At 54.8% G+C, this 24,514-nt stretch carries 22 protein-coding genes; 4 read left to right on the top strand and 18 right to left on the bottom strand.

All coding sequences use genetic code 11. The features are described from left to right. Window positions 1–5 precede the first annotated feature (5 nt). The gene (locus AC4EYZ_RS00410) at window positions 6–1,265 is read right to left on the bottom strand and encodes a 6-phosphofructokinase (RefSeq protein ID WP_022523654.1); all 1,260 of its coding nucleotides are present in this window, start codon (window positions 1,263–1,265) and stop codon (window positions 6–8) included. 184 nt (window positions 1,266–1,449) lie between these two features. Beyond that, a complete protein-coding gene (rnt, locus tag AC4EYZ_RS00405) occupies window positions 1,450–2,118 on the bottom strand; it encodes a ribonuclease T (RefSeq protein WP_009286574.1) in 669 nt (222 codons plus the stop codon). 271 nt (window positions 2,119–2,389) lie between these two features. Between rnt and AC4EYZ_RS00400 the strand changes: the two genes are divergently transcribed. The 3 genes from AC4EYZ_RS00400 (at window position 2,390) to AC4EYZ_RS00390 (ending at window position 5,197) form a co-directional block, all read left to right on the top strand. After that, window positions 2,390–3,610: an argininosuccinate synthase gene (locus AC4EYZ_RS00400; protein ID WP_022523653.1), complete on the top strand. Its 1,221-nt coding sequence runs from the start codon at window positions 2,390–2,392 to the stop codon at window positions 3,608–3,610. 75 nt (window positions 3,611–3,685) lie between these two features. Then, window positions 3,686–4,015, top strand: coding sequence for an HlyU family transcriptional regulator (locus AC4EYZ_RS00395; protein ID WP_022523652.1), 330 nt, complete (start codon window positions 3,686–3,688; stop codon window positions 4,013–4,015). Between the two features lie 39 nt (window positions 4,016–4,054). Further along, window positions 4,055–5,197 (top strand): DUF294 nucleotidyltransferase-like domain-containing protein, encoded by a 1,143-nt coding sequence (locus tag AC4EYZ_RS00390; protein WP_022523651.1) that lies wholly within the window; start codon window positions 4,055–4,057, stop codon window positions 5,195–5,197. A gap of 6 nt (window positions 5,198–5,203) precedes the next feature. Here the strand turns inward: AC4EYZ_RS00390 and AC4EYZ_RS00385 are convergent, their stop codons facing one another. From AC4EYZ_RS00385 to AC4EYZ_RS00365, 5 genes are all read right to left on the bottom strand, one after another. Beyond that, complete coding sequence (locus tag AC4EYZ_RS00385) at window positions 5,204–6,430, bottom strand: EAL and HDOD domain-containing protein (protein WP_238326100.1); 1,227 nt, start codon at window positions 6,428–6,430, stop codon at window positions 5,204–5,206. 97 nt (window positions 6,431–6,527) lie between these two features. Then, the gene (locus AC4EYZ_RS00380; RefSeq protein WP_022523649.1) at window positions 6,528–9,272 is read right to left on the bottom strand and encodes an ATP-binding protein; all 2,745 of its coding nucleotides are present in this window, start codon (window positions 9,270–9,272) and stop codon (window positions 6,528–6,530) included. Window positions 9,273–9,274: 2 nt separating this feature from the next. Then, window positions 9,275–9,484 (bottom strand): hypothetical protein, encoded by a 210-nt coding sequence (locus AC4EYZ_RS00375; RefSeq protein ID WP_022523648.1) that lies wholly within the window; start codon window positions 9,482–9,484, stop codon window positions 9,275–9,277. Continuing rightward, window positions 9,484–11,544, bottom strand: a complete 2,061-nt coding sequence (locus AC4EYZ_RS00370; RefSeq protein WP_022523647.1) for a 3'-5' exonuclease — start codon at window positions 11,542–11,544, stop codon at window positions 9,484–9,486. The genes AC4EYZ_RS00375 and AC4EYZ_RS00370 overlap by 1 nt, the downstream gene beginning before the upstream one ends. Continuing rightward, entirely contained in the window at window positions 11,541–11,915 is a 375-nt protein-coding gene (locus AC4EYZ_RS00365; protein WP_022523646.1) for a response regulator transcription factor, read from the bottom strand. Before AC4EYZ_RS00365 ends, AC4EYZ_RS00370 begins: the two co-directional genes overlap by 4 nt. 384 nt (window positions 11,916–12,299) lie before the next feature. On the opposite strand from AC4EYZ_RS00365, the gene AC4EYZ_RS00360 reads away from it, so the two are divergent. Then, window positions 12,300–13,448, top strand: coding sequence for a tRNA-queuosine alpha-mannosyltransferase domain-containing protein (locus tag AC4EYZ_RS00360; protein WP_022523644.1), 1,149 nt, complete (start codon window positions 12,300–12,302; stop codon window positions 13,446–13,448). A gap of 175 nt (window positions 13,449–13,623) precedes the next feature. On the opposite strand, the gene nth is transcribed toward AC4EYZ_RS00360, so the two are convergent. The 11 genes from nth to AC4EYZ_RS00305 all read right to left on the bottom strand — a co-directional run bounded on the left by nth (window position 13,624) and on the right by AC4EYZ_RS00305 (window position 24,503). Beyond that, a complete protein-coding gene (nth, locus tag AC4EYZ_RS00355) occupies window positions 13,624–14,262 on the bottom strand; it encodes an endonuclease III (RefSeq protein WP_009286578.1) in 639 nt (212 codons plus the stop codon). 73 nt (window positions 14,263–14,335) lie between these two features. Then, on the bottom strand, window positions 14,336–15,037 hold the full coding sequence (locus AC4EYZ_RS00350; protein ID WP_009286579.1) for an electron transport complex subunit E: 702 nt from the start codon (window positions 15,035–15,037) through the stop codon (window positions 14,336–14,338). Then, a complete protein-coding gene (gene rsxG / locus AC4EYZ_RS00345; protein WP_009286580.1) occupies window positions 15,034–15,693 on the bottom strand; it encodes an electron transport complex subunit RsxG in 660 nt (219 codons plus the stop codon). The genes AC4EYZ_RS00350 and rsxG overlap by 4 nt, the downstream gene beginning before the upstream one ends. Beyond that, window positions 15,690–16,739, bottom strand: coding sequence for an RnfABCDGE type electron transport complex subunit D (locus AC4EYZ_RS00340; protein ID WP_009286581.1), 1,050 nt, complete (start codon window positions 16,737–16,739; stop codon window positions 15,690–15,692). The genes rsxG and AC4EYZ_RS00340 overlap by 4 nt, the downstream gene beginning before the upstream one ends. Next, complete coding sequence (rsxC, locus tag AC4EYZ_RS00335) at window positions 16,736–18,391, bottom strand: electron transport complex subunit RsxC (protein ID WP_053857062.1); 1,656 nt, start codon at window positions 18,389–18,391, stop codon at window positions 16,736–16,738. The genes AC4EYZ_RS00340 and rsxC overlap by 4 nt, the downstream gene beginning before the upstream one ends. Then, on the bottom strand, window positions 18,391–18,978 hold the full coding sequence (gene rsxB, locus AC4EYZ_RS00330) for an electron transport complex subunit RsxB (protein ID WP_022523642.1): 588 nt from the start codon (window positions 18,976–18,978) through the stop codon (window positions 18,391–18,393). Before rsxB ends, rsxC begins: the two co-directional genes overlap by 1 nt. A gap of 12 nt (window positions 18,979–18,990) precedes the next feature. Next, the gene (rsxA, locus tag AC4EYZ_RS00325) at window positions 18,991–19,572 is read right to left on the bottom strand and encodes an electron transport complex subunit RsxA (protein WP_022523641.1); all 582 of its coding nucleotides are present in this window, start codon (window positions 19,570–19,572) and stop codon (window positions 18,991–18,993) included. A 176-nt stretch (window positions 19,573–19,748) separates the two neighbouring features. Then, window positions 19,749–21,785: a methionine--tRNA ligase gene (metG, locus tag AC4EYZ_RS00320; protein ID WP_022523640.1), complete on the bottom strand. Its 2,037-nt coding sequence runs from the start codon at window positions 21,783–21,785 to the stop codon at window positions 19,749–19,751. 104 nt (window positions 21,786–21,889) lie between these two features. Beyond that, window positions 21,890–22,171 carry a hypothetical protein gene (locus tag AC4EYZ_RS00315; protein ID WP_022523639.1) on the bottom strand — a complete coding sequence of 94 codons (282 nt, stop codon included), beginning with the start codon at window positions 22,169–22,171 and terminating at the stop codon, window positions 21,890–21,892. A 127-nt stretch (window positions 22,172–22,298) separates the two neighbouring features. Then, window positions 22,299–23,480, bottom strand: coding sequence for a 1-acyl-sn-glycerol-3-phosphate acyltransferase (locus tag AC4EYZ_RS00310; protein ID WP_009286584.1), 1,182 nt, complete (start codon window positions 23,478–23,480; stop codon window positions 22,299–22,301). A 93-nt stretch (window positions 23,481–23,573) separates the two neighbouring features. After that, window positions 23,574–24,503 carry a recombination-associated protein RdgC gene (locus tag AC4EYZ_RS00305; RefSeq protein WP_022523638.1) on the bottom strand — a complete coding sequence of 310 codons (930 nt, stop codon included), beginning with the start codon at window positions 24,501–24,503 and terminating at the stop codon, window positions 23,574–23,576. Window positions 24,504–24,514: the final 11 nt, after the last annotated feature.

The raw sequence follows: 24,514 nt of genomic DNA, 5'->3' as shown, positions 1-24,514 counted from the left end.
TCCGTTTACAGCGTAAAAATGGGCAACTTGCGTTCTGCTTTGGCCAGTTTCAGTTTGGCGACTTTGGGTAGGCCATTCTCGAACGGTGGGAAGTCTTCGCCCTGAATCAGCGGTGAGAGGTAGTCCCGGCAGGCCTGGGTAATGGCAAAACCGTTTTCGCTAATAAAGTCACGGGGCATAAACTTCTCTTGGTTGGCCACCTGGGAGAGCGGGGCAGAGATCACATCCCACTGGTAGGGCGCCTGAGAGATGCGACGAATGGCGGGCATCATGGCGTTTTTACCCGCCAGCGCCAAGGTTACTGCTTCGCGACCCACCGCATAGGCTTGTTCAACGTCGGTTTTAGATGCCAGATGACGCGCCGCGCGCTGCAGATAGTCGGCCACTGCCCAGTGATACTTGTAGCCCAAATCCTGCTTGATCATACCGGCAAGTGTTGGTGCCACGCCGCCAAGCTGGCGGTGGCCGAACGCATCGGTGTTACCTGCATCGGCCAGGAAAGTGCCATCTTCGTAGCGAGCGCCTTCAGAAACCACAATAACGCAGTAGCCATACTGTTTAACGCTTTCTTCAACCCGTGCCATGGCCGCTTTACGGTTAAAGGGGATTTCCGGGAAGATAATCATATGCGGCGGCTCGCCTTCGGCTTCGCCGGCTAAACCACCTGCAGCGGCAATCCAGCCCGCGTGGCGGCCCATCACTTCGAGCACAAATACCTTGGTGGAGGTAGCGCACATGGAGGCGATATCCAGCGATGCTTCCAGCGTTGAGGTGGCAATATACTTGGCCACGCTGCCAAAGCCCGGGCTGTTATCGGTAATCGGCAGGTCGTTATCGACGGTTTTAGGCACGTGGATAGCGGTCAGCGGATAGCCCAGCTTCTCGGAAAGTTGAGAGACCTTTAAGCAGGTGTCGGCGCTATCGCCGCCGCCGTTATAGAAAAAATAGCGAATATCGTGGGCTTTGAAGACTTCGATCAAGCGCTCGTACTGGGCACGGTGGGTGTCAATATCTTTGAGCTTATAGCGGCAGGAGCCAAAAGCGCCGCCCGGCGTATGGCGCAGCGCTGCAATTGCCTCATCGCTCTCCTGGGTAACGTCGATAAGGTCTTCCGTTAAGGCACCGATAATGCCGTTATGACCGGCGTAAACCTTGCCAATTTGATCGGGGGCTTGACGGCAGGCTTCGATAACGCCGCAGGCGCTGGCGTTGATCACGGCGGTGACGCCACCTGATTGGGCGTAAAAGGCATTATGCTGGGCCATGGAAACGTCTCATCTCCTAAAAACGGATAGTTTTAATCGATATATTTATCACCGCCAAATACCCGCTACCCGGCATTGTCGGTGCTAAACCAGATTGCTGTAATGGGGCGAAGTTTAGCGTAAAGCCCAGTTCTCTGCATCAATGGCTCTCTGCATCAGCGGCTACGTTGTTGACGGCGAGGTGTTAATCCGCACCATCCATCTCTTGCTCGCGCTGGGCAAGTTGCCAGCCACCCAGGTCTTTATAGCGATTAACCATCGCGCAAAACAGTTCGGCAGTGCGCTCGGTGTCATAACGAGCGGAGTGAGCGGCTTTGTTGTCAAACTCAATGCCTGCGGCACGACAGGCCCGGGCAAGTACCGTTTGACCATAGACCAGGCCTGCAAGGGTGGCGGTATCAAAGCTTGAGAACGGGTGAAAAGGATTGCGCTTAATGCCGCAGCGATTGACCGCCGCGTTCAAGAAGCCCTGGTCGAACGCCGCATTATGGCCGACTAAAATAGCGCGCGTGCAGTCGTGGGCTTTGATCGATTTACGAATCGGACGGAAAATTTCGCCCAGCGCTTCAGACTCGCTCAGCGCCACCTGGCGACGCAGGGGGTCGTCCAGGTTGATACCGGTAAAATCGAGCGCAGACTGCTCTACATTCGCCCCTTCAAAGGGCTGAATGTGGTAGGCATAGGTAGCATCAGGAAGCAGGTTGCCCTCCGGATCCATGGTCAGCGTGACGGCGGCTATCTCGAGTACAGCGTCGCCTTGGGCATTAAATCCCCCGGTTTCTAAATCAACGACCACAGGCAGGTAACTGCGAAAACGTTGGGCCATTAATTCGCGGGCAATAGCCTCGCTCATGCAGCTCTCCTTGGTTTAAAGCGAGTAATAGTAAAGCGAGTCATCAGTCAACATCAGCGGCAAACCACCGCTTTGAATGGGGAGATTCTAGCAGCTTTAGCCCCCAGGCGTCGTTGACGGTATTCGCTGGGCATTGAGAACGCTATACTCAACGTTAGTCTCAACGGTTTACTCCAACGAGCTATCAAATACGAGCTATCACATTCGCCAGGCACTAGTGGCAAGTGTAGTTTTTACGAATGAACATCTTATGGTCAACGAGGAGCAAAGAATGTCCGATGTCAAAAAGGTTGTGCTGGCATATTCAGGCGGCCTGGACACATCCGTTATCGTTAAGTGGTTGCAAGAAACCTACAACTGCGAGGTAGTGACCTTTACTGCCGACATCGGTCAGGGTGAAGAAGTCGAACCGGCGCGAACTAAAGCGCAAGCGCTTGGCGTGAAAGAGATTTACATCGAAGACTTGCGTGAAGAGTTCGTGCGTGACTACGTCTACCCGATGTTCCGCGCCAATACTATCTATGAGGGCGAGTACCTGCTGGGTACCTCTATCGCTCGTCCGCTGATTGCCAAGCGGTTGATCGAAATTGCCAATGAAACGGGTGCTGACGCTATTTCCCATGGTGCTACGGGTAAAGGCAACGACCAGGTGCGTTTCGAACTTGGCGGCTATGCCCTGAAGCCCGGCGTAAAAGTGATCGCCCCTTGGCGGGAGTGGGATTTAACTTCCCGCGAAAAGCTAATGGCGTATTGCGAAGAGCATAAAATTCCGGTCGATTTTTCTAATAAAAAGAAAAAATCGCCCTACTCAATGGATGCCAACCTGCTGCACATCTCCTATGAGGGCGGCATTTTGGAAGATCCCTGGGCCGAAGCTGAAGACGATATGTGGCGCTGGAGTGTCTCTCCTGAAGCCGCGCCCGACCAGCCCACCTATGTTGAACTGACGTTTGAAAAGGGCGATATCGTGGCCATCGACGGCGAGCTGTTGAAAGCCCATGAAGTGCTCGAAAAACTCAACAAGCTGGGTGGCGACAACGGTATCGGTCGTTTGGATATTGTTGAAAACCGCTACGTGGGCATGAAATCTCGTGGCTGCTATGAAACGCCAGGGGGCACCATTATGTTGCGTGCTCACCGTGCCATTGAGTCGCTCACCCTAGACCGCGAAGAAGCCCACCTAAAAGATCAGTTGATGCCGAAGTACGCAGAAGTGATCTACAACGGTTACTGGTGGAGCCCTGAGCGTCGCATGCTGCAGGCGGCCATTGACGAGACCCAAAAGAATGTAGCGGGTGTCGTGCGTATGAAGCTCTACAAAGGCAGCGCTACCGTAGTGGGACGCAAATCCGATGAGTCGCTGTTTGATGAATCAATCGCTACCTTTGAAGATGATGCTGGCGCTTACAATCAGAAAGATGCCGAAGGCTTTATTAAGTTAAACGCGCTGCGTTTGCGCATTGCCGCAGGCAAGGGTCGTAAGCAGAGCTAATGAAGCGCTGATAAAAGCAGCTTATATCTTGCAGGGTGGCCATCTCCTTGCCGCCCTGCAAGCAAAGGAGCCATTATGCTTAAGAAATTATTTTCCGGTCTCTTCGGTAGTGATCGTCAGGCTGAGCCAGGTGCTACCACCAAAGCTGCTGAGCCGGTGGAATACAAAGGTTACGAGATTGTCTCTCAGCCAGACAATCAGAGCGGTCAGTACCGCGTCAGTGGCTGGATTCGCAAGGCCGACGCCAGTGGTGAAACTCTTGAGCACCGCTTTGAGCGTTCCGATATGCTCCCAGGGCGAGAGGCCTGTGATGCCATGATGATCACCAAAGCGCAGCGCTATATTGATGAAGTAGGTGAAGCGATGTTCGAGCCAGACCCGCGCAGGGCAGGCGAGGGCGAGTAGCAACAACGCCATCATATCATTCTAGTAAAGGAGAGGCGTATGCGTTTAGTACACCAAGCCTCACCCTGGCGCTCTCTGTTCCATGAGGATGGAACGCTTAATACCTCGGCGCTTAATGCGCCGTTAGATCATCTCTTCTCGAAACTCTTCTCTACATTCCCCTCGCCGCAAACCTCATTAGCTGACGTCTATGCGTGGCAACTGCCGCTGGTCGAAACGTTGGTGCATTATGATTTACCCGCCTGGCGTATTAGCCAAATCATCAGCGACCACAATGCTTTACTTTATCGTCAGGCTATTGCGCAATCCCTGGACGAAATGCAGGCGCAGGGGTGGGGCGCTCCGCCAGTCGACTACTGCATACTGCTACTAGGTTCCGCGGCGCGTTTTGAGAGCCTGCTAGGCCCCGACCAGGATAATGCGCTGATTATTGACGATTATCCTGACCATCGCCACGTAGAGATCGACGGCTACTTTCAAGCGCTGGGCGAGCGGTTTACCCAGCGCCTGGATGAGGCCGGTATTCCGCTCTGCAATGGCCATGTCATGGCGCGATGGCCGATGTGGCGCAAACGGCTGAGTGAGTGGCACGCGCAGCTAGACATTTGGAGCGCTGACCGCCGGGTAAAGCGCGTACAACAGACTAATATCTTACTCGATTTTGCCCCGGTCGCTGGTAATCCGGCGCTTGCTAAGCAGTTGGGTGAGAGCATCGCTTCGACACTTCCCAAAGCGCCACTGTTTATGGATGAAATGGCGGCGCTACTGGATGAGCTGCCGGTGGCGCTGGATCGCTTTGGGCGGTTTGCCTCAAGCCCGGGCCTGGATGCCCCTCACGAACAAGCCCTTAATCTTAAGCATCAAGGCTTGTTGCCGTTGATTAGCGCTGCACGCTTACTCTGCTTGCGGTACGGGCTGCGCGATATACCCACCCGCGAGCGATTGATCGCGCTAAGCCATGCAACGGATGCGCTAACGTCGGCTGAATCGGCGTTGCTTGTAGCCGCTTTTGAGCGACTGCAGCAGCGCCTATTGGATCAGCAGCGGTATAACAAAGCTCGCGGTCAGGCTGCAGATGGCTGGGTTGACCTGCGGCGCCTGCGCGAAGACGAGCGATTACTGCTGAAGTTTGATCTACAGCAGATTAAACGTTTGAGTGCTAGCGCTCAAAGCAGCGTATAAAATAAATCAGCTAGCGTCGGTATAAACAAGCGAGCGCGCTTTAGAAGCCGCTTGGAGCATGACGTCGGATGGAAAATCTAGAGGAGAAAATTGACTCTCTGCGGCCTCCACATCATTAAGTAACTTACCTAATGAGCCTATACGCTGATTGATAGCATCTTCAATAAAGCGCCCAAGCCTGATTTCATTCTTCATGAGTTCGGCACTAATCCCCAGGATGGTAGGCATTAGCGAGAATAAACCCGCGATAAAGCTTTCCTGTTCATCGAGTCTACGTTGGTCGGCCATCATTTTACATGCAAATGCCCGGGTTAACCCTTTGATAAGGTTAAGTTTGCTCACAGGGCTGTTGTCAGCGAGCATAACAATAGTAACTAGGGTACGTAGCTCCCTCAGCCCTATAATATGTAAACAATCAATCAGTTTCGTCGTGGGACGACGTGAGCCCTTCTCCGCGGAGTTTGCGCGCTTGAATATTGCGCTCAGTAAGTAAGGATCCCTAGCCACTAACGTACTGATTTCAGAGAGACGCACATTGTCACTATACAGTGCGGAGAGTAGCTGCATTTGATTGGCGCGTGACGTTGAGAGACGAGCTGTTTGAGTTAGTTGGGTTTTGGGGCGCTCATAAAAATAGCCCTGGAAAAGAGTAAAACCTAGCGCTTTACACTGCTTGAACTCTTCCTGTGTCTCAACTCGTTCAGCCAGAAGTGTAATCCCTTCTTTGTGTAGCTTTTTTATTAGTTTTTTAGGTAAGTCGTTGGATATGTCAAATTTGACGATGTCGCAGAAGGGCAGAAATGCATGGTTATGTTCATCTAGGATAAAATCATCTAACGCTAATTTATACCCTTGGCTTTTAATGTAGTGCAAGGCATCAATAACTTCTTTAGTAGGTGAAGTATCCTCGAGAACCTCAATGACTATTTGTTGACTAGGTAGCCCAGTCAGGTCTGGATTGGTGAGCCAGTCTGCAGAAGCATTAATAAACAGCTGGCGTGTGCCGCAAAGTTTATCCAGGCCAATTTCATAGACAGCAATAGCACATGCTCTGGCGGTGGCTTGGACATTATCAAAAACGTTAGCAGTCTGATTCGTTTCATTAGCCCGATAAAGAAGTTCATCGGCGACATGACGTAGCTGAGCATCCACTATTGGCTGGATCGCAATAGTGTACTCATTTGTATTCGCTTTTTGAGGAAGGTGACACTCATTTTTCATCGGCTCATCCACGACATGCTTCTTCAGGCGAAAGTAGAACTCTGGAGTAAAGAATAACTTAGTTTTAGTGAGCAAGGCTAGCCGTTGTCACCAATAAGGAATCAACGCTTTATGTTGGAGGCGCAGCGGGGAGTTCTAGCGTTAAGCAGGCACCGCCTAAGGTTTTAGCATCCTCGACCCAAAGCCGTCCCCCCAGGTGGGCGATAATGCCCCGGCTAATCGGTAGTCCTAAGCCGCTGCCCCTTGGCCGACCACGGGGAATATCATCGCCTTGCTGAATTTGATGGAATTTTTCAAATACCCGCTCACGCTCATCTTCGCTAATACCCGCACCGTTATCCTCTACGCTCAGACGGAAATGACGGCGATGACGATAAAGCGTGAGGCGCACTTTTGGCTGCTCCCGATCGGCAAACTTACCCGCGTTATCAAGCAGGTTAATAATCACCTGTTCTAAACGGTCATGATCGCCAACCACCATCGCAGGGTCAGCTTCTAAGCTAACGTCTAGCACTATGCCGCGCTCCTCATGCAGATGCGCAATAGCATCAATGCTATGCCGAGTCAGGGCGGCAAGATCAAGAGGAACGGGGTTAAGCGTTAAACGGCCGCTCTCCAGACGGGCAAGATCCAGAATTTCTTCAATTAAACGTGACAGGCGCTGGCTCTCGTGGACGATCACGCCAAGAAAATGCTGACGTTTTTCATCAGGCAGTTGGCTGCTATCGCGCAATATTTCGGCAAAGGCGCGAATCGAGGTGAGCGGCGTGCGTAGCTCGTGGCTGACCATGGCGACAAACTCATCTTTCAAGCGATCCAGCTCACGCAGGCGCTCATTGGCACTACGCAGTTCTTCGCCAATTTGCACCAGCTCCTGAGACTTCTGCTCCAAACGGCGGTTGTACTCCAGAGTTTGTGAGGTCGTGTCCAGAATGCTCAGAATCGACTCAATATCCAGTGCTTCGCCGCGTACCACCGAGTTGATCAATACTCGCGCTGAGGAGCTACCCAACGCCCCCGCCAGTGCCTGTTCGGCGCGAGTAATCAGCTCCGCGGTGGCTGGCTCGTCCGCTGCATAAGCGCTTTTGGTTCCGCTATGGCTGAATACGCGGCGGGTGGTCGGGGTGCCAAGATAGCGAACGAGTAGTTCTTTGAGTGCACCCTGGGTAGTTTGCCCGCGCCATAGTGATGTAGACAGTGAGGTGGTTTGCAAATTGGGGTGCATCGCTTCGGTGAACAGTGCCGCCTGAGTTTGCTCAAGGGGTGTAGGGCGGGTAAACAGCGATACCCCCACCAATAGCCCCACGTTGGCCAACATGCTCCAGAGCAGCGAATGGGTATAAATATCCCAATTTTCGAGCCCGAATAAGCTGTAGGGCACTAGCCAACCGATACCCCATGGCCCCTTGGTGAGCAGTGCTGTATCCAACCAACCGGATTGAGCAAACCCGGGTAGCAGCAGGGTATAGCACCAGATTAAGAACCCGGCGATTAAACCAACGGTGGCGCCTTGGCGAGTAGCGCCACGCCAATAGAGTCCAATCAAAAGCGCTGGAGCAAACTGCGCGGCCCCAGCGAAGGAGACCAAGCCAATAGTGACAAGGCTATAGGAGTCACCAATCAGAGCATGATAGAGATAGCCAAGCAGTAGAATCAGCACGATAGCGATGCGCCGAATACCCAACAGCCAGCCGGCAAGCTCCCCTTTGGTACTCAGGTGCAGGCGCCGTGAGCGAAGCAGCAGTGGCATCACCAACTGATTGCTAACCATAGTGGAAAGCGCGATTGTCTCCACAATCACCATGCCTGTCGCCGCAGAGAGGCCACCAATAAAGACCAGTAGCGGCAGCCCTTCTAAACCAGCTGAGAGCGGCAGCGTGAGTACGAAGCTGTCTGGATCACCTGCGCTTACGCCTAACAGCAGGCCAGCCAGCGCAATGGGAATAACGAACAGATTAATCAGCAGCATGTAGAGGGGGAATAGCCAGCTTGCTCTGGCTAAGTGCTGCTCATCGACATTCTCCACCACCAATACCTGGAATTGGCGAGGCAAGGTTAAGAAGGCCAAAAAGGCCAGCACCAGCATGCCCACCCAGCCGGTGACCCCACCAGGAACACTATTCAACCGCATGCTATCGACAAGGGCCGGCGTGGCCGCTACCTGGGCAAACAGCGCGGCGGGGCCTTCAAACATCACAAACACCACGAACACGCCAACGGCCATAAAGGCTACCAGCTTAACGATAGATTCCACGGCGATCGCTGCCACCATGCCTTCATGGCGCTCGCTGGCATCCAGGTGGCGTGTGCCAAACAGAATAATAAACACCGCCAACACCAGGGCGACCCAGAGGGACTTATCCATCCAGAAGTGTTCATCCACCAACGTAGTGTCGGCCGCGCGGGGATAATTGATCAGTACCGCATGGCTAACAGTGATGGCTTTTAACTGCAGGGCAATATAGGGGGTGATGCTAATCAGCGCCATTAGGGCAACCAGTGCGCCTAAACTGGTGCTTTTGCCGTAGCGGGCACTGATAAAGTCGGCAATTGAGGTGATCCGTTGCCGCGCTGCAATGCGCACCATCTTGCGTATAACAAAAGGGGCCAACAGCATCGCCAGCGTCGGCCCCAGATAGATGAGCATAAAACTGGGGCCATACTCAGTGGCGCGCCCTACGCTGCCGTAGAACGTCCAGGCCGTGCAGTAAACAGCAATAGAAAGGGCATATACCGTTGGCGAGCCAATGATGGAACGACCCTGCTCTGCCCGCCGGTCGCCCCAGGCGGCGACCACAAACAGCAGCGCCAAGTAGCCAAAAGCGGTGCCGAGGATAATCGCCTCACTACGCATGGTTAGCGGCCTGCACGCTGTTCCATCAGCCAGGCGGTTAAGCCGATCACCCCAGCCCAGGCGATAAATAGATAGAGCGGTAGCCAGCCCACGCTAAACGCGGGAAGGCGATCCACCACGATAATCAGCGGCGGGCAGAACAGTAGCAGGGCAATCGCCACCAGAGCCATTAGGCGCTCTGTTTGGCGTGATTTAACACCGAACGGTTTCATTAGGCACTGGCATCCTGTCGGTCGAAGGCGTTGGCTTGCAGCGCTAACAACTGCTCAAGGGTATCGACGCCGCGGGCTTCTAGGCGTGGCAGCAAAGCTAGCCATAGCTCGGCGGTAACACGAGCATCGCCTAATGCAGTGTGGCGGGTGCCCGGCGGAAAAGCCAGATCATAGCGCTGGGCAAGGCTATCCAGATCATGCCCATCGAGTGCTTCGTCCAGTGCCCGTGAAATCAGTAGGGTATCGATCACAGGGATATCAAAAACGACCCCTTTGTGGCTAATGGCAAGCAGATCAAAGGCGGCATTATGGGCCAGCAAGACGGCTTCGCCGACATAATCACGAAAGCGGGTAAGCACAATATCCAGCGGTGGCGCACCGATCACATCGGCATCGGTAAGGCCGTGAATCGCGGTGCTAGCCGGCGGGATCGGCCGCTGCGGATCAACTTTTTGATCGAAGACCTCGCTTGCCAATAAACGGGCGTTGACCACGCGGCAGGCGCCAAGACTGATGACGGTGTCGCCTCGGCGTAGCTCAAGCCCGGTGGTTTCCGTATCAAAGGCGACTATTTCCAGGCTGCGCAGTGTTCGGCTGGCCAGCGCTTCATCTGGTGGAGGCAGGTCGGCAATGCCAAAGTCATGGAATTCAGGGCGCGGCGGGGCGGTTTCTCGTGGGGCGCCGACGCGCTCCATGGCGGGCAGGGGGAGTCGCAGACGTGAATGAACGCCGTCATCGTCGGCAAGGCTCCAGATGTCGCTGGCGTGTTGGCGCAGCACATCCGCGACGCTTGGCGTCAATGGCAGGGAGTTTAGCGGCTGCTGGCGCCACTCCGCCAGTTCGTGTTCAGGGATTGCTTTGCCGCGCCAAATAAGGTCGAGATAGACGCGCTTATTGCCCAGGCACATCTCACCCTCAAAGCCACTGTCAGGCAGATGGGTATTGAGGTATTTGACTAAAGAGTCGAACAGCGCAATGAGTGCCGGAGCGTCGCCTTTAAACCAGGCTGGCATGCCCACCGGGGTGATTAGGCGGTGCTCCGGATCAAGACGCTCATCCAACGCTTGCCAGAAATCGTTTGACCACATGGGCGTCAAGCGCTCGCCCTGGTGTTGCATGTCGTCGAGTAGCTGGCCGATTTTAGCCACGTTGTCGCCAAGCGTAACGCCTTCCTCGTGGATTACCCGCTCAAAACGCTGGCGTAAAGAGGATGTACTGGCGTCATTTTGATCGCGCAGCTGTATCAGCGCATCAGCAGCGCTGGTCAGGCTGGCGGTATGCTGGCGAAGCGGGGTCAGCATGGCCGCCAGTTCCGCTCTAACGCCCATTTCGCTCGACCAAGAGGCGGTGGCGTCACTAAAAGTCAGCAGTGTTTCGCCATCGCTACCCGGTACGCGGCGTAAAATGACTTTGAGCCAGCGGTCATCACAGGGAGCGAGTAACTCGCGCGGGGAGCCGTCATTAGGCAGTTGACCGAGCATTTGTTGTAAGCTTGCTACTGGCAGCAGCGCCTCCAGGCGTTTACCCAGCCCTAACCCGGTATTACCCTCAAAGAAGTCCTCGGCTGCCTGATTGAACAGCATGAGCCGGCGGTGGTGATCACACAGTAGCAGCGGTGTTTCGAGCACTTGCAGCAGCGTTTCCAGCTCCTGACGAATACGTGCAGCGCTGCGGGCGCCGTCAGCGTGAGCGGTGGCAAGGCGACTGCGATCTGATCGCCAACTTTCGCGTACTCGACGTAGGTCGGGCCCCAGCCCTTTTAGCCAACCTTCGGGTGGGTGCTCGTCTCGGGCGTCCGGGTTGGCGACCAGGCGTGCCAGCTGCACCTGTAAATGGCGCAGCGGGGTAAACAGCATGCGCTCAAGCAGTAAACCGACTAAAAAAATCGTCGCGCCACCGGAGAAACTGCCTAGCCAGAGAGCGATGCGCGTTACGCCTGTGGGAGCAAGCTTGGCATCCAGCCAAGCGGCGAAAATGGCTCCACCCAGCAGGCTGATGCCGCTAAGTAGCAACCAGAGGCCAATCAGGCGCTGACGCTTGGGCAGCCCGCCTCGGGTCATGGCTGCTCCTCAATCAGTAGCGCTTTGACTTTTTCGACCAGCGACTGAGTAGAGAAGGGCTTGGTGATGTAATCATCGGCGCCCAGCGCCATGCCTTTTTCCCGCTCAACGTCACGCCCGTGAGCGGTCAACATAATAATGGGGAGCTGGGCGGTAGCCGCTTCGCTCCGCAGTCGCTCTAAAACGTCAAAACCGCTAATCCCCGGCAGGCTAATATCAAGTAGCAGTAGATCAGGCTGGCTATCATTCACTCTTGCCAGGGCCTGTTCACCATCTTCGGCAGTGACGACCTCAAACCCTGCTTGCTCCATCAAGAACTCTAGCGATAAAACAATGTTGGGTTCGTCATCGACGACGAGCACTTTGGCCATTGAGCTCTCCTGCTTTTATTTGTTTTAACGTTTATCTGTTTTAAAGCGGTATGGCTGCAGTCTAGATATATCTAGCCGGTCAGCCAAGACGACCTTGGCCGAATGCATGCAAGTTCAGGGTGCTATTGCAAAAGAGCTAGGGTTTGCACGAAAAGTCGGCGAGCGAAGACTAGACAAGGCAAAAATCAACGAGAAAGCGGAGTTTACGGGGTGTAAATGAGCATTTCGATCGGACTCGCGCACGAGGCGATTTTTAACGCAGTATTGTCGAGCGCAGGCAGTTTTCGTACAAAGCCTAGTAAGCGCGCTTTGTTACACTGCACACCTCTGTGCCATTGCTTAACATGTTATGGCGTTCCACTGATCTGGCTGTTAGGGCTGTAAATGCGCGTTCTCCTGTTATCTGCCTACGAGGCGGTGAGCCATCGCTACTGGGCACAAAGTTTAATGGCGCAGCTTGAGGAGGTGTCGTGGACGCAGTTGAGCCTGCCGCCACGACATTTTGCTTGGCGTATTCGTGGCAATCCGCTGAGCTGGATGCTCAAAGAGCACGATACTCTCAGCCAGTCGTTTGATGTAGTGCTAGCCACTTCGATGGTTGATCTGGCAACGCTGGTAGGGCTGTTCCCGCATCTGGGTCGAGCAAAAAAGGTTGTCTACTTTCATGAAAACCAGTTCGCCTATCCTGAGTCGAGCGATCAAATGCCACAAGTAGAGGCCAAAATGGTCAATCTCTATACGGCGCTGGCGGCGGATAGCGTGGTGTTTAACAGCGCCTATAACCGTGACTCCTTTATTGATGGCGCGCGAGCTTTTTTGAAAAAAATGCCGGAAAACCTTCCGGCAGCTAAGCCATTAGAAGCGATACGCGAGCGGGCTATGGTATTGCCGGTGCCCATTCCTGATAGCACAGCCCCTGAAAACTTAGCCCCTGAAAACTTAGCACCTGAAAACGTAGAGCTTGAAAACTTAGCATCTAAAAACTTAGCACCTTGCCAGCAAACGGCTTTTCAAAAAATGGTGCCACAGCGAATTATCTGGAATCACCGCTGGGAGTATGACAAAAATCCCGACGACTTCTTCACCGTGTTGTTTGCGTTAAGCGAAGCCGGTGTAGCGTTTGAACTGGCGGTGCTTGGTCAGCGTTTCCGCCAAGTCCCCGCTATTTTTGCCGAGGCCGAGCAGCGCTTAGCCAAGCATATTGTGGCTTGGGAGCCACAGCCGGAGGAGGCCTACCGTGAGTTGTTGGATAGCGCGGATATTGTGGTTTCGACCACTTGGCATGAATTTCAGGGGTTGGCGATCATGGAGGCGGCCCAGCGCGGGGCGTTGCCGCTGGTGCCTGATCGGCTCTGCTTCCCGGCGCTTTATCCGCCTGCCTATCGCTATGACGGTACCCGGGAAGGGCTTTACGACCGGCTCAGTGCTTGGCTTAACGATCCAGCGACTCGCCCTGAACTACTTGATACTACCGCTTGGGAGTGGCCCGCTTGGCGTGAGGCTTACCGCCAGTTGCTGATGAGTTCGACTTGATGGCCTAGCAGCCTGTCGGACTTAACACTGATCTACTGCGAATCCCGGTATTTTGGCCAACTTTATTCGATCGATTTCGTTAAATAGCGCGCTATTCGCCTCAATCGATCGATAAATTTGGCTCAAAATCCGTGCTTCTCGCGACGATCGGTCAAGCCCGACAGGCTGCTAGCCGTTAAGCAAGTTCGGTTTTGTCTTTATAGTCGCACAGATCCTCGATAATGCAGCTACCACAGCGGGGTTTGCGCGCGATACAGGTGTAGCGGCCGTGCAGAATTAGCCAGTGGTGAGCATCGTGCAGAAACCCTTTTGGCACATGGCGCAGCAGTTTTTGCTCCACCTCAACGACATCTTTGCCTTTAGCGATGCCGGTGCGATTGGATACCCGGAAAATATGCGTATCCACCGCCATGGTGGGCTGACCAAATGCCGTGTTGAGAATCACATTGGCAGTTTTACGGCCTACGCCGGGTAAGGCTTCCAACGCTTGGCGGGTGTCGGGCACTTCGCCACCGTGCTGATTAACGAGGATATGGCAGGTTTTCATCAGGTTTTCGGCTTTGGTGTTGTACAGGCCGATGGTTTTGATATGCGCTTTAAGCTCATCGATACCTAAATCAATGATCGCTTGGGGTGTGTTAGCGACCGGGTAGAGCCGCGCCGTGGCTTTGTTGACGCCTACATCGGTGGCTTGAGCAGAAAGCAGTACGGCAGCCAGCAGCTCAAAGGGCGTGTTCCAATTAAGCTCGGTGGTGGGGTGCGGGTTCTCTGCCTGAAGGCGAGCAAAGATTTCATGACGCTTTTGGGCATTCATGGCGGGTCTCTTAATAAATACGCGTTATAAATACAAGCAGTTGCTTACATGTGTACTTTCGGCATCTTGCCAACTATTTAATCGTGCCGGTAACCCGTACGCGGCGCTCAGTTCGGGGTGCTGCCGCGACTGGCTTGGCACGGGCAGCATTGCGTTGATCGATAACGTTTTTCAGCGCGATTAACAGGCCCGCCACAAAGAACGCGCCGGGCGGCAGCACGAAAAACAGGAACTGGTAGTCGTCGGCAATCGTCAGCTGCCAACTGGCCGCTTGCGGCCCAAACAGTAGCGCCATATCGCTAAACAGCGTGCCTTGGCCCAGCAACTCGCGCAGAGCGCCAAGTAACACCAGTACCGCAGCAAAACCCAACCCCATCATAAAGCCATCAATGGCCGCTGGAAGCACCGGCTGGCGGGAAGCAAATGCATCGGCTCGGCCAAGAATGGCGCAGTTGGTCACGATCAGCGGAATAAAAATCCCCAATACCTGATAGAGCGGGTAGGCGTAGGCGGCCATGAGCAGTTCAGCGCAGGTAACAAAAGCTGCAATTACCATTACGAAAGCGGGCAAGCGCACCGCGCTGGGCACCTGGTGACGAATCAGCGAAATCGCCGTGCTGGCGCCTACCATTACCAGTAGCGTAGCCAGCGCCAGCCCCAGCGCATTGACGACATTTCCACTCACGGCTAGCAGCGGGCAAAGTCCCAGCAGTTGCACCAGCGCGGGGTTATTCGACCAAAGGCCGCTTTGGGCTAGTTCGCGCCACTGGCTCATAAGGTGGGCTCCTCAAATGACATCGGTAGCGGTGTATCGGCGGCGTACTGAAGCGCTTTATGGACAGCGTTGACCACGGCTCGGGGCGTAATCGTTGCACCGGTGAACGCATCAAAGTGACCGCCATCTTTAGCTACCGCCCAGCCTTCTGGTGGCAAGCTATCTAACCTTAAACCATTAAACCGGGTGATCCAGTCGCTGCGGCTGCGCTCAATGTCATCGCCTAGCCCAGGCGTTTCCTGGTGCTGGGTAACGCGCACGCCGCTGATACGCTGGTGCTCATCAATGCCAATCAGTAGGTGGATTTTGCCGTTATATCCCTGGCGGGTTACCACCGGCAAGATCACTGCGCTGCTTCCGTTTCGGCTCGGGTTATTGTTCTCGCTGCCACTTACCCACCAGCCTTGGCTATCACTCGCCAGCCCTAGCGCTTGTGGGTTGGGAAGGGTAAAGGTGCTCTCCAGTACCTGGGTGACGGGGGTATTCGCCAGCGCTTGGGGCAGTACTTCCTGCAACTGGCGGTGTTGGTAAGCCAACTGATGTGTCTCTATACGTTCGGCGGTTAGCGCGCGGGTAAGCGCGACACTGCCGGCGGTAATCAGTGCAAAGGTGCCCAGCGCGAAGGCGCCACGCCGCATGGCCTGGAGCAGCGTCATGGCTGTTCTCCTGGCTTACCCGGTGAAGCTTTTTGCTGGCCAGTGGGCCGCGGCACGCTATATATATCCAGTAATGGTACGCACAGGTTCATCAGTAAGACCGCAAACGCCACAGCATCGGGGTAGCCGCCAAAGGTGCGAATAATGATAACCAGCGCACCGATCCCCGCGCCATAAATAAGTTTGCCGCGTTGGCTGGTGGCAGCGGAGACCGGGTCGGTGGCAATAAAGAACGCCCCGAATAGCGTTGCCCCGGTGAGCAGGTGAAACAGCGGTGAAGCAAAGTGGCTGGGGTCGCTGAGATAAAACAGCGTGTCCAGTAGTACTAGGCTGCCAAGCATCGCGATCGGAATATGCCAACTAATAATCCGCTTCGCTAACAACACCACACCACCTACTAGCCAAGCAAGTGCTACCCATCGCCAGGCAGTTAGGGTTCCATTCGGCAGTGGGTTAGCCGCCCAAAACTCGCTGGCAAGCACGGCGTCCCCTTTGTGCTTAAAAGCATCTAGCGGTGTTGCGCCGCTCAAACTATCTAGTTGGGCGGTCGGTAGAGTTCCGGTGATTTGCGCCCATAAATCATTAGGTAGCATTTCCTGGGGCGGTGCCCATAGCGTCATGTAGGTAGGAAACGACACCAATAGCAGCGCATAGCCCACCATGGCGGGGTTAAACGGGTTATGCCCCAAGCCGCCGTATAGCTGCTTGGCGACTACAATTGCCGCGATCATACCCACGCCGACAAGCCACCAGGGGCTAGCGGGTGGCAGTGACGTGCCCAGCAAAACGCCGGTAAGCAGGGCACTTGAGTCATTCAGCGTCACACGAATGGGGCGCTTGCGTAGCCGTAGCACGGCGGCTTCAAGCGCAATACCAAAAGCGGCGGCTAACAGTACATTGCTGATAACTCCAAGGCCAAAGAAGTAGCTCATGGTGGCGATGCCTGGCAGGGTTGCTGCAATTACCCAGCGCATTAAGCTTGCCGTTGGTGGCACCGCGGTTGCCGTCATGGCATCTTTAACGCCTGAGGCGTGCATCATGCTCATGGCGACTCCTCGCTAGACTGCTGTTCGCGCGCCTGGGCAAGCTGCAACTCGGCTGCTTTCAAGTTCTCCTGGGCGGTGGCAAGCTGCATTTCTAAGTCATCCAGGGATTGTTTAGGATCTTCCTGAGCGACGCGCGCCAGGGTTTTTTCAGCCTTTTTGACCGATGCTTTGGCGGCGGCATGGGCGATGCGCAGACCGCGTAAGTCGACCTTTTCGCTGTTGGTTGCGGCAGTGTTAGAAGGGCGCCGCTGCTGCGCCTGGCGGGCTTGCTTGCGTGCCTGTTTCTCAGCCTCCTCCCGAGCAAGCCGCGCTTGGCGAAACTCAAAACGGTGCTTGGCGTGCTCCGCTTTTGCTGTCTCAATTCGCTGCAGGCGTAACCGGCTTTTAGCTTCCCGGTAATCCACCACGAGCGGAATATGGCTGGGGCAGACGTAGCTGCAGGCACCGCACTCAATGCAATCAAATAGGTGGTAGCGCTCAAGCTTGGCATCATCCTGAGCGCGGGCGTACCAGTGCAGCTGTTGGGGCAGCAGTGCTACCGGGCAAACGCTTTCACACTCACCGCAGCGAATGCAGGGCGATTCTGCTGGGGGCGGCGGTAACTCTTCAAGCGTGGCCGCGATTAAGCAGTTGGTAAGCTTAGTGACCGGCGTATCGAGCGTTAGCAGTGGCGCGCCCATCATGGGGCCACCTTGAATCACTTGGTGTAACTCTGGGGTATTTAACCCTGCCTGCTCCAGCAGCTCTCTAACCGATGTGCCCAGACGCACCCAGCGATTGCCGGGCTGGGTGATGGCCTCTCCAGTCAGCGTGACCACCCTGGAAACCAGCGGCTGACCATCGCGCACTGCGTGTAGTATCGCCAGTAGCGTGCCTGGGTTGTGGCACAGCACGCCAACATCAGCAGGCAGCCCGCCACTGGGTACGTTGAGGTCTAGCAGTTTTTTAATCAGTTGTCGTTCGCCGCCGCTGGGGTAGCGGGTGGCGATCACGGCCAGCTCGACGGGGACTGGCTGACTATTGGTTAGGGCTTGCTTCAGCGCGTCAATGGCCTCGGGTTTGTTATCCTCGATGCCAATAACGATATGCTGCGCGCCACACAGTTTGGCGATTATCTGTGCGCCTTCAAGCACCTCGTTAGCGTAGTGGCGCAGGGTAAGATCATCGGCGGTGATATAGGGCTCGCACTCGGCGGCGTTAATCACCAGGGTGTGAATCGTATGTTGTTCGACCACCCGCGCTTTAATATGGGTGGGAAACCCGGCGCCACCTAAGCCGACGATGCCGCTCTCGTTTAAACGCTCAAGCAGCGCGTGGGGTTCGACATTTTGCCACACCAATGGTGGCAGTCTAAGCCACTCATCTTGCCCGTCACCCTCAATGCTGATTTGGGTAGTGCTAACCTCGCTCACCGTACCGCTAATACTGGCGTGCAGGGCACTAGAGACCATACCTTCACGTTTGGCAATCACGCTGCCCACTTTTACCGCATTTCCTTGCGCCACACAGGGCTTCGCTGGCTGACCGCTGTGCTGCTGAAGGGGGAGAGTGACCCGGCGGGGCAGTGGCGCTTCAATCAGCGCGGATTGGTTTGAACGCTGTTTGCGTTCGGGGGGGTAAATCCCTCCCGGGAAGTCAAAGGCGTTCGACATCAAGACACCCCTGAAGCGGGTTGGCGGTCGCTGGCAATCATGTTTGATGAGTGCGCCACTACCGGCTGCCACTGGGTGAGCGGGGCTGAGCGTGGCAGCATATCGATACAGTCCACGGGGCAGGGGTCAAGGCAGAGATCGCAGCCGGTGCACTCGTCTTCAATCACGGTATGCATTAATTTAGCCGCGCCGATAATCGCATCGACCGGGCAGGCCTGGATGCACTTGGTGCAGCCAATGCACTCCGCTTCGCGAATAAATGCCACCTTGGCTTCGCTTTGCGCTTCGCCATCCAGGGGCTCGGGGTCGCGCCCGAGAAGATCGGCAAGGGCGTGAATCGTCGCTTCGCCACCCGGAGGGCATTTATTCAGCGCATCACCCTGGTTAATGGCTTCAGCGTAAGGGCGGCAGCCTGGGTAGCCGCACTGGCCGCACTGGGTTTGCGGCAGTAGCGCATCAATTTGCTCAACTAGCGGGTTATCTTCGCGCTTAAAGCGCTCGCTCACCAAGCCCAGCAGGGCGCCAAAACCGATACCCAAGCCGGTTAATACCGCGACGGCGCTGAGGATTCCAATGATGCTATTCATTGCGCGCTGCCTTCATCCCTGCACCAACCCTGAAAACCCTAAAAATGCTAACGACATAAGGCTGGCGGTGACCATAGCAATCGCGGCGCCTTGGAAGGGTTTGGGAATATCCGCCCCCGCTAAACGTTCGCGCATCGCGGCAAACAGCACCAAAATAAGCGAGAAGCCCAGTGCTGCGCCCAATCCATAAAGGATGGTGTGGAAAAAGCTTAATTCACGGTTTAACGACAGCAGGGCTACACCCAATACCGCGCAGTTGGTGGTGATCAGCGGCAGGAAAATGCCCAGCACCTGGTGCAGCAGCGGACTCAGTTGGCGCACCATGATTTCGGTAAACTGCACCACGGCGGCGATCACCACGATAAAACTAATGGTACGCAGGTAGGTTACATCCAGCGGCACAAGCAGGCCGTGATAAACCACGAAGCTAGCGGCCGATGCCAGAGTCAGCACAAAGGTAGTGGCCAGGGACATGCCCATGGCCGACTCCAGTTTATTGGAGACGCCCATAAACGGGCATAGGCCCAAGAACTGAACCAGTACGAAGTTGTTGACCAGGGCAGTGCTGATCAAAATGATAAATAACTCACTCATGACAGCGTATTGTGCGAAGAAAAGGCGGCGCTGGCTAGTGGGAGGCAAGGAAGTTTGATGTGTGAAAAACCTATGCAGGAGGAAGTTTGAATAAAATTGCCGCTATAATAAAAATGCAAAGGGCAGAGCGCTTTTGAGTCTCTGCCCTTTAACCTGCTTACCGCTTATGCGACGGGTTAGGTTACCCGCTGACCCGGCTCGGCACCTGCATCGGGAGAGAGCAGGTAGATGCCATCTTCGTTAGCAGAGGCCAGCACCATGCCTTCCGATACGCCGAAGCGCATTTTGCGCGGAGCCAGGTTGGCGACCATGACCGTTAAGCGGCCTTCCAGGGCTTCCGGGGCGTAGGCGGAGCGAATGCCGGAGAAGACGTTGCGGGTTTCGCCACCCAGGTCGAGGGTCAATTGCAGCAGTTTGTCGGCGCCTTCTACGTATTCGGCTTTGGCAATACGCGCAATGCGCAGGTCGACTTTAGCAAAGGCGGCAAAGTCGATTTCCTCGGCGATAGGCTCTTCCGCCAGCGGGCCTTTGGGCGCTTCTTTCAATTTTTGCTCTTCCACGAGATCTTCCTTCGACGCTTCAATCATGGCATCGATTTTATCGCGTTCAACGCGTGTCATCAGCGGTTTGAATTTATTGATTGGGTGATCAGTGAGTACGCTTTGACGAGTGTGCCAGTCCAGCGACTCAACGTTAAGAAAAACACGGGCCTCTTCAGCCATGGCGGGTACCACAGGAGCCAAATAAACCATCAACTGGCGGAACAGATTAATGCCTACCGAGCATATCTCAAGCACCTCTGTGTCACGGCCATCCTGCTTGGCCAGCGCCCAGGGTTCTTTATCAGCAATATAGGTGTTGGCTTCATCCGCCAGTTCCATAATTTTGCGCATTGCCCGGCTAAATTCCCGGGCTTCAAAGTCTTCGGCAATATCATCACCGGCGGCAATAAAGCGGGCGACCATCTGTGGCTCAGCGCAGTGGCTTGAGAGGCTGCCACTGCCGAGCTTTTTAACAAAACCGGCGCAGCGGCTGGCAATGTTGACCACCTTGCCGACTAAATCTGAATTTACCCGCGCGGCAAAATCGTCCAAATTCAGATCCAGGTCATCAACTTTGGAAGTAAGCTTGGCGGCAAAGTAGTAGCGCAGGTATTCCGGGTTGAGATGGTCGGCGTAGGTGGCGGCTTTAATAAAGGTGCCGCGGGATTTCGACATCTTGGCGCCGTCTACCGTCAGGAAACCGTGGCAGTTGACGGCGGTGGGGGTGCGCAGATCCGCGCCATGCAGCATGGCGGGCCAGAAGAGCGCGTGGAAGTAGACGATATCTTTGCCGATAAAGTGATATACCTCGGCATCAGAGCCTTTGTTCCAGTAGCTGTCGAAGTCGATACCTTCGCGGTCACACAAGTTCTTGAAGCTGGCCAAATAGCCAATTGGCGCATCCAGCCAGACATAAAAGTATTTGCCCGGGGCATCGGGAATTTCGAAGCCGAAGTAGGGCGCATCCCGGGAAATATCCCACTCGTTAAAGCCAGACTCAAACCACTCCATCAGCTTATTGCGGATTTGCGGCTGCACATGGCCGTCGTCAATCCAGCCCTGCAGGAAGTCGGCAAAGTCAGGCAGTTTAAAGAAGTAGTGGGTCGATGTACGTACTTCGGGCGTTGCGCCTGAAATGGCTGAAACGGGGTTGATCAAGTCGGCGGGAGTATAGGTAGCGCCGCACTTTTCGCAGTTATCGCCATACTGGTCTTCAGCGCCACATTTAGGGCAGGTGCCTTTAATAAAACGGTCAGCCAGAAACAGGCCTTTCTGGGGGTCAAACATCTGCTCGATATCACGGGTGGCAATATGGCCTTTATCCCGTAAGCGCTTATAAATCATTTCGCTGAAGTGGCGGTTTTCAGCGGAGTGGGTCGAGTGGTAATTGTCGAACCCAACGCCAAAACGGGCAAAGTCTGTTTGGTGATCGTTGGAAACCCGCTCAATCAGGGCTTCAGAGGTAATACCTTCCTGCTCGGCACGCAGCATAATGGCGGTGCCATGGGCGTCATCGGCACATACGTAGTAGCACTGCTGGCCACGGCTTTTCTGGAAACGTACCCAGATATCAGTCTGGATATACTCAAGTAAGTGACCGAGGTGAATGGCTCCGTTGGCGTAAGGGAGCGCGCTAGTCACCAAAATGTTGCGCGTGGCGGTAGTAGACATGGTGAAGGTTAATTCCGAGTGAATAAGGGTGCCGGTCAGGCGATGGTAAAAAAGACGGCGAAGTCGCTAAACGCTTCGCCGATACCGTTACGTCCTAGCAACGATTAATAAAGCGCTTGCTCTTCTTGAACGACTTCACGCAGCAGTTCTAAAAAGAGCTTATCAGCCTCAGAGTGTTCAGCCGGATCTTCCGGTATATGCACGCTGGTGGTATCGGAAATTTCGTTGGCAATCCGCGCCATCACCGCAGGGCTATTGCCTTCGGTCAGTTGTTCTCTGGCAATCGCCAGTGATTGCTCAAGGATCTTTGGGTCTTGCAGCAGCTTACGAATAAAGCCACGTAGCTCGTTGATGATACGTGTTTTCTGAATTTCTGAACCGGACATGGGGGTCTCCTTAGGATCGCAATTGACGACAGCGCCATGCGAAACCAATCAATGCATCGACCATAGCATTTTTTCCGCCAACGGGCATGAATTGCCCGTTATTAAAATGGCAGCTTAAAACGCTGATTTAGAGCGTCAGTCGCCCTGCCTTGTGTTTAACAGGGTTCGCGTACTGGGCAAGCCAGTAGGGGCGCAGAGGCTCCGGCACTTCGGCAAGCCGGGCATTAAAGCGTTCACGGTCTTGTCGAGTGATGGCTTTGCGTGCCACCAGCTCCGGTGCTTCGCCCAGCGCCTCTAAAGCCAAATAGTGACTGGGGAACAGTCGATAGCCACCAATCACCTGGCGGTCAATCTCAGCAGCGACTTCGTCGGGCGTGGCCATATCAGAACCTACCGGTGTGCCAAAGTGCAGCCGTACACGCCCTTTGGAGCCGGTAATGCCGGCTACAATGGAGCGAATATCTTCAAACTCACTTTTAGCGTAGCTACCCAGTGTGTCGATATCGTGCAGCTCCTGGGCTTTTTGGACATCGCAGGGGTCGTATTCATAGCTAATCGATACCGGCACCAGCTTTAACTCAGCAATTGCCTCGCCAAATACCATGTCTCGTTCTGCGGCTCGCCTGGCCATGATCAACATTTTGATAATGGCGGGCTCAGTGTGATCGATGCCGTTCTTGGCCCGCCCTTCCCGCTGTGCCATCCAGATTGAGTGCTGGTCTTCGGTAATGGTATGGCGAATATAAGCGGAAAGTTGCTGGTATGCTGCCAGCATAGCCCGCTTACCTCGGGCGCTGCGTGGCACGATAAAGCTTTTATTAAGCCGCATTAGATCTGTGACATAGGGCTTTTTAAGCAGATTGTCACCGATCGCGATACGCACGGTGTCGCGGTTTGCTTGATACAGCGCATAGTTGACGAACGCGGGATCCAGCGAGATATCGCGGTGGTTACCTATGAACAGGTAAGCGCCGTTGGCGTCGAGTTTGTCGAGGCCGGTAACTTCAAAGGCATCCGTGGTGGTGCGAATCATGCGCTCCATGTAATGGGCAATACGCATTTGAAACTCATAAACCGTCGTTACGTCTTTGACTTCACGACGTACGGCACGGCTGGCAAAAACACGCGCCAGGGATGGTGCCCAGCGCGCCATGCGCGGCAGCCGAAAGCGGGTCAGTGCATCCAGCAGCTCGTTGTCCCGTGAGAGTCTGGCCAGCACATCGGCCACTTCATGATCCATAAAGGGCCGAATATCGGCCCACGGGTCTGTCTCGGTAGAGGCGTTGGTAGCGTTGTTGTGATGAGTCATGCGAACCGTTGGATGATAAATAGTAAATATCGATTAATAACATCGAGGCGAAAAGACGACTTCGGATAACAGTCTTGAATGACTATAGAGCCCTTACTGCGTCGCGGGTTCCCGCTGTGTCTCGCCGCCAAGCCACTCTATCAAGCGTGGAATATCGGTAGATAGCGCCTGCGCCATTAGAATAAAGTCTGTTTCCAGACGGGCAAGCGCGTCGTCTCCGTCGTCAGCGTGATCGGCTTCTTCAATCAAGGCATCGCCAAAGCGCAACGATTTCAGCGCCAAATCATCGTGTAACACACAACTTAGCCGTCCTTCCAGGCTAATCGCGAGTTTACTGGCTTGGCGGCCGGTCTCAAGCAGTTGCTGAATTTCATCGCTGTCTAAATCGACCTGACGAGCGCGCAGTACACCGTCATCACCTTTAGCTTTGAGTTCAACCTGGTCACCAAGCTGAAGATCGGCCGGGCGACTGGCCGCGTCACCTAGCCAAGTGGTCATGGCGCGAATAGGCAGCGTCTGTGAACTCAGTGGGGTGACTTTTAGGCTGCCCAGGGTTTCGCGAAGCAAATCCAGAATATCTTCGGCGCGGGTGCGTGAACTGGCATTGATGCCTATCATCTGGCCGCGAATGTCCCACCAAAGATCAATTTTCTGACTACGCACAAAAGCGCGGGGCAATAAATTCTCGGTTACCTGCTCTTTTAACGCGGTCTTCTCTTTGCGGGTCACTTTGCGGCCTTCGCTGGCCTCAATATCCGCCACCTGCTCATCGACTTCCTCTTTTACAACAGAGGCGGGCAGTAGGCGCTCTTGACGCAGCGCTGAAAGCAGCCGATGTGATTGAATTTCGTGAACAAGCTGCCCTGCGCCCAAACGTCCAGCAGGTGCAGTCCAGCCCAGGCGGCGTGCGTCGGCGTTGCCGAGTGGTTTGGCGGCATGCTCTTGTAAAGCGCTAGCGAGCTCATCGCTGGATAATTCGGGCGCGTCGTGCAGGCGGTATAAATGCAAGTGCTTAAACCACATGGAGCCAATCC

The sequence above is a fragment of the Vreelandella sp. 162(4c) genome (assembly GCF_058152265.1).
The sequence above is the reverse complement of the archived record's forward strand: the minus strand, read 5'-3'. Positions and strand labels throughout refer to the sequence as shown.

What these genes read in the sequence shown, in the direction of transcription:
- AC4EYZ_RS00410 (WP_022523654.1), bottom strand. Translation starts at nt 1,265, where the DNA reads ATGGCCCAGCATAATGCCTTTTACGCCCAATCAGGTGGCGTCACCGCC.
- rnt (WP_009286574.1), bottom strand. Translation starts at nt 2,118, where the DNA reads ATGAGCGAGGCTATTGCCCGCGAATTAATGGCCCAACGTTTTCGCAGT.
- AC4EYZ_RS00400 (WP_022523653.1), top strand. Translation starts at nt 2,390, where the DNA reads ATGTCCGATGTCAAAAAGGTTGTGCTGGCATATTCAGGCGGCCTGGAC.
- AC4EYZ_RS00395 (WP_022523652.1), top strand. Translation starts at nt 3,686, where the DNA reads ATGCTTAAGAAATTATTTTCCGGTCTCTTCGGTAGTGATCGTCAGGCT.
- AC4EYZ_RS00390 (WP_022523651.1), top strand. Translation starts at nt 4,055, where the DNA reads ATGCGTTTAGTACACCAAGCCTCACCCTGGCGCTCTCTGTTCCATGAG.
- AC4EYZ_RS00380 (WP_022523649.1), bottom strand. Translation starts at nt 9,272, where the DNA reads ATGCGTAGTGAGGCGATTATCCTCGGCACCGCTTTTGGCTACTTGGCG.
- AC4EYZ_RS00375 (WP_022523648.1), bottom strand. Translation starts at nt 9,484, where the DNA reads ATGAAACCGTTCGGTGTTAAATCACGCCAAACAGAGCGCCTAATGGCT.
- AC4EYZ_RS00370 (WP_022523647.1), bottom strand. Translation starts at nt 11,544, where the DNA reads ATGACCCGAGGCGGGCTGCCCAAGCGTCAGCGCCTGATTGGCCTCTGG.
- AC4EYZ_RS00365 (WP_022523646.1), bottom strand. Translation starts at nt 11,915, where the DNA reads ATGGCCAAAGTGCTCGTCGTCGATGACGAACCCAACATTGTTTTATCG.
- AC4EYZ_RS00360 (WP_022523644.1), top strand. Translation starts at nt 12,300, where the DNA reads ATGCGCGTTCTCCTGTTATCTGCCTACGAGGCGGTGAGCCATCGCTAC.
- nth (WP_009286578.1), bottom strand. Translation starts at nt 14,262, where the DNA reads ATGAATGCCCAAAAGCGTCATGAAATCTTTGCTCGCCTTCAGGCAGAG.
- AC4EYZ_RS00350 (WP_009286579.1), bottom strand. Translation starts at nt 15,037, where the DNA reads ATGAGCCAGTGGCGCGAACTAGCCCAAAGCGGCCTTTGGTCGAATAAC.
- rsxG (WP_009286580.1), bottom strand. Translation starts at nt 15,693, where the DNA reads ATGACGCTGCTCCAGGCCATGCGGCGTGGCGCCTTCGCGCTGGGCACC.
- AC4EYZ_RS00340 (WP_009286581.1), bottom strand. Translation starts at nt 16,739, where the DNA reads ATGAGCATGATGCACGCCTCAGGCGTTAAAGATGCCATGACGGCAACC.
- rsxC (WP_053857062.1), bottom strand. Translation starts at nt 18,391, where the DNA reads ATGTCGAACGCCTTTGACTTCCCGGGAGGGATTTACCCCCCCGAACGC.
- rsxB (WP_022523642.1), bottom strand. Translation starts at nt 18,978, where the DNA reads ATGAATAGCATCATTGGAATCCTCAGCGCCGTCGCGGTATTAACCGGC.
- rsxA (WP_022523641.1), bottom strand. Translation starts at nt 19,572, where the DNA reads ATGAGTGAGTTATTTATCATTTTGATCAGCACTGCCCTGGTCAACAAC.
- metG (WP_022523640.1), bottom strand. Translation starts at nt 21,785, where the DNA reads ATGTCTACTACCGCCACGCGCAACATTTTGGTGACTAGCGCGCTCCCT.
- AC4EYZ_RS00315 (WP_022523639.1), bottom strand. Translation starts at nt 22,171, where the DNA reads ATGTCCGGTTCAGAAATTCAGAAAACACGTATCATCAACGAGCTACGT.
- AC4EYZ_RS00310 (WP_009286584.1), bottom strand. Translation starts at nt 23,480, where the DNA reads ATGACTCATCACAACAACGCTACCAACGCCTCTACCGAGACAGACCCG.
- AC4EYZ_RS00305 (WP_022523638.1), bottom strand. Translation starts at nt 24,503, where the DNA reads ATGTGGTTTAAGCACTTGCATTTATACCGCCTGCACGACGCGCCCGAA.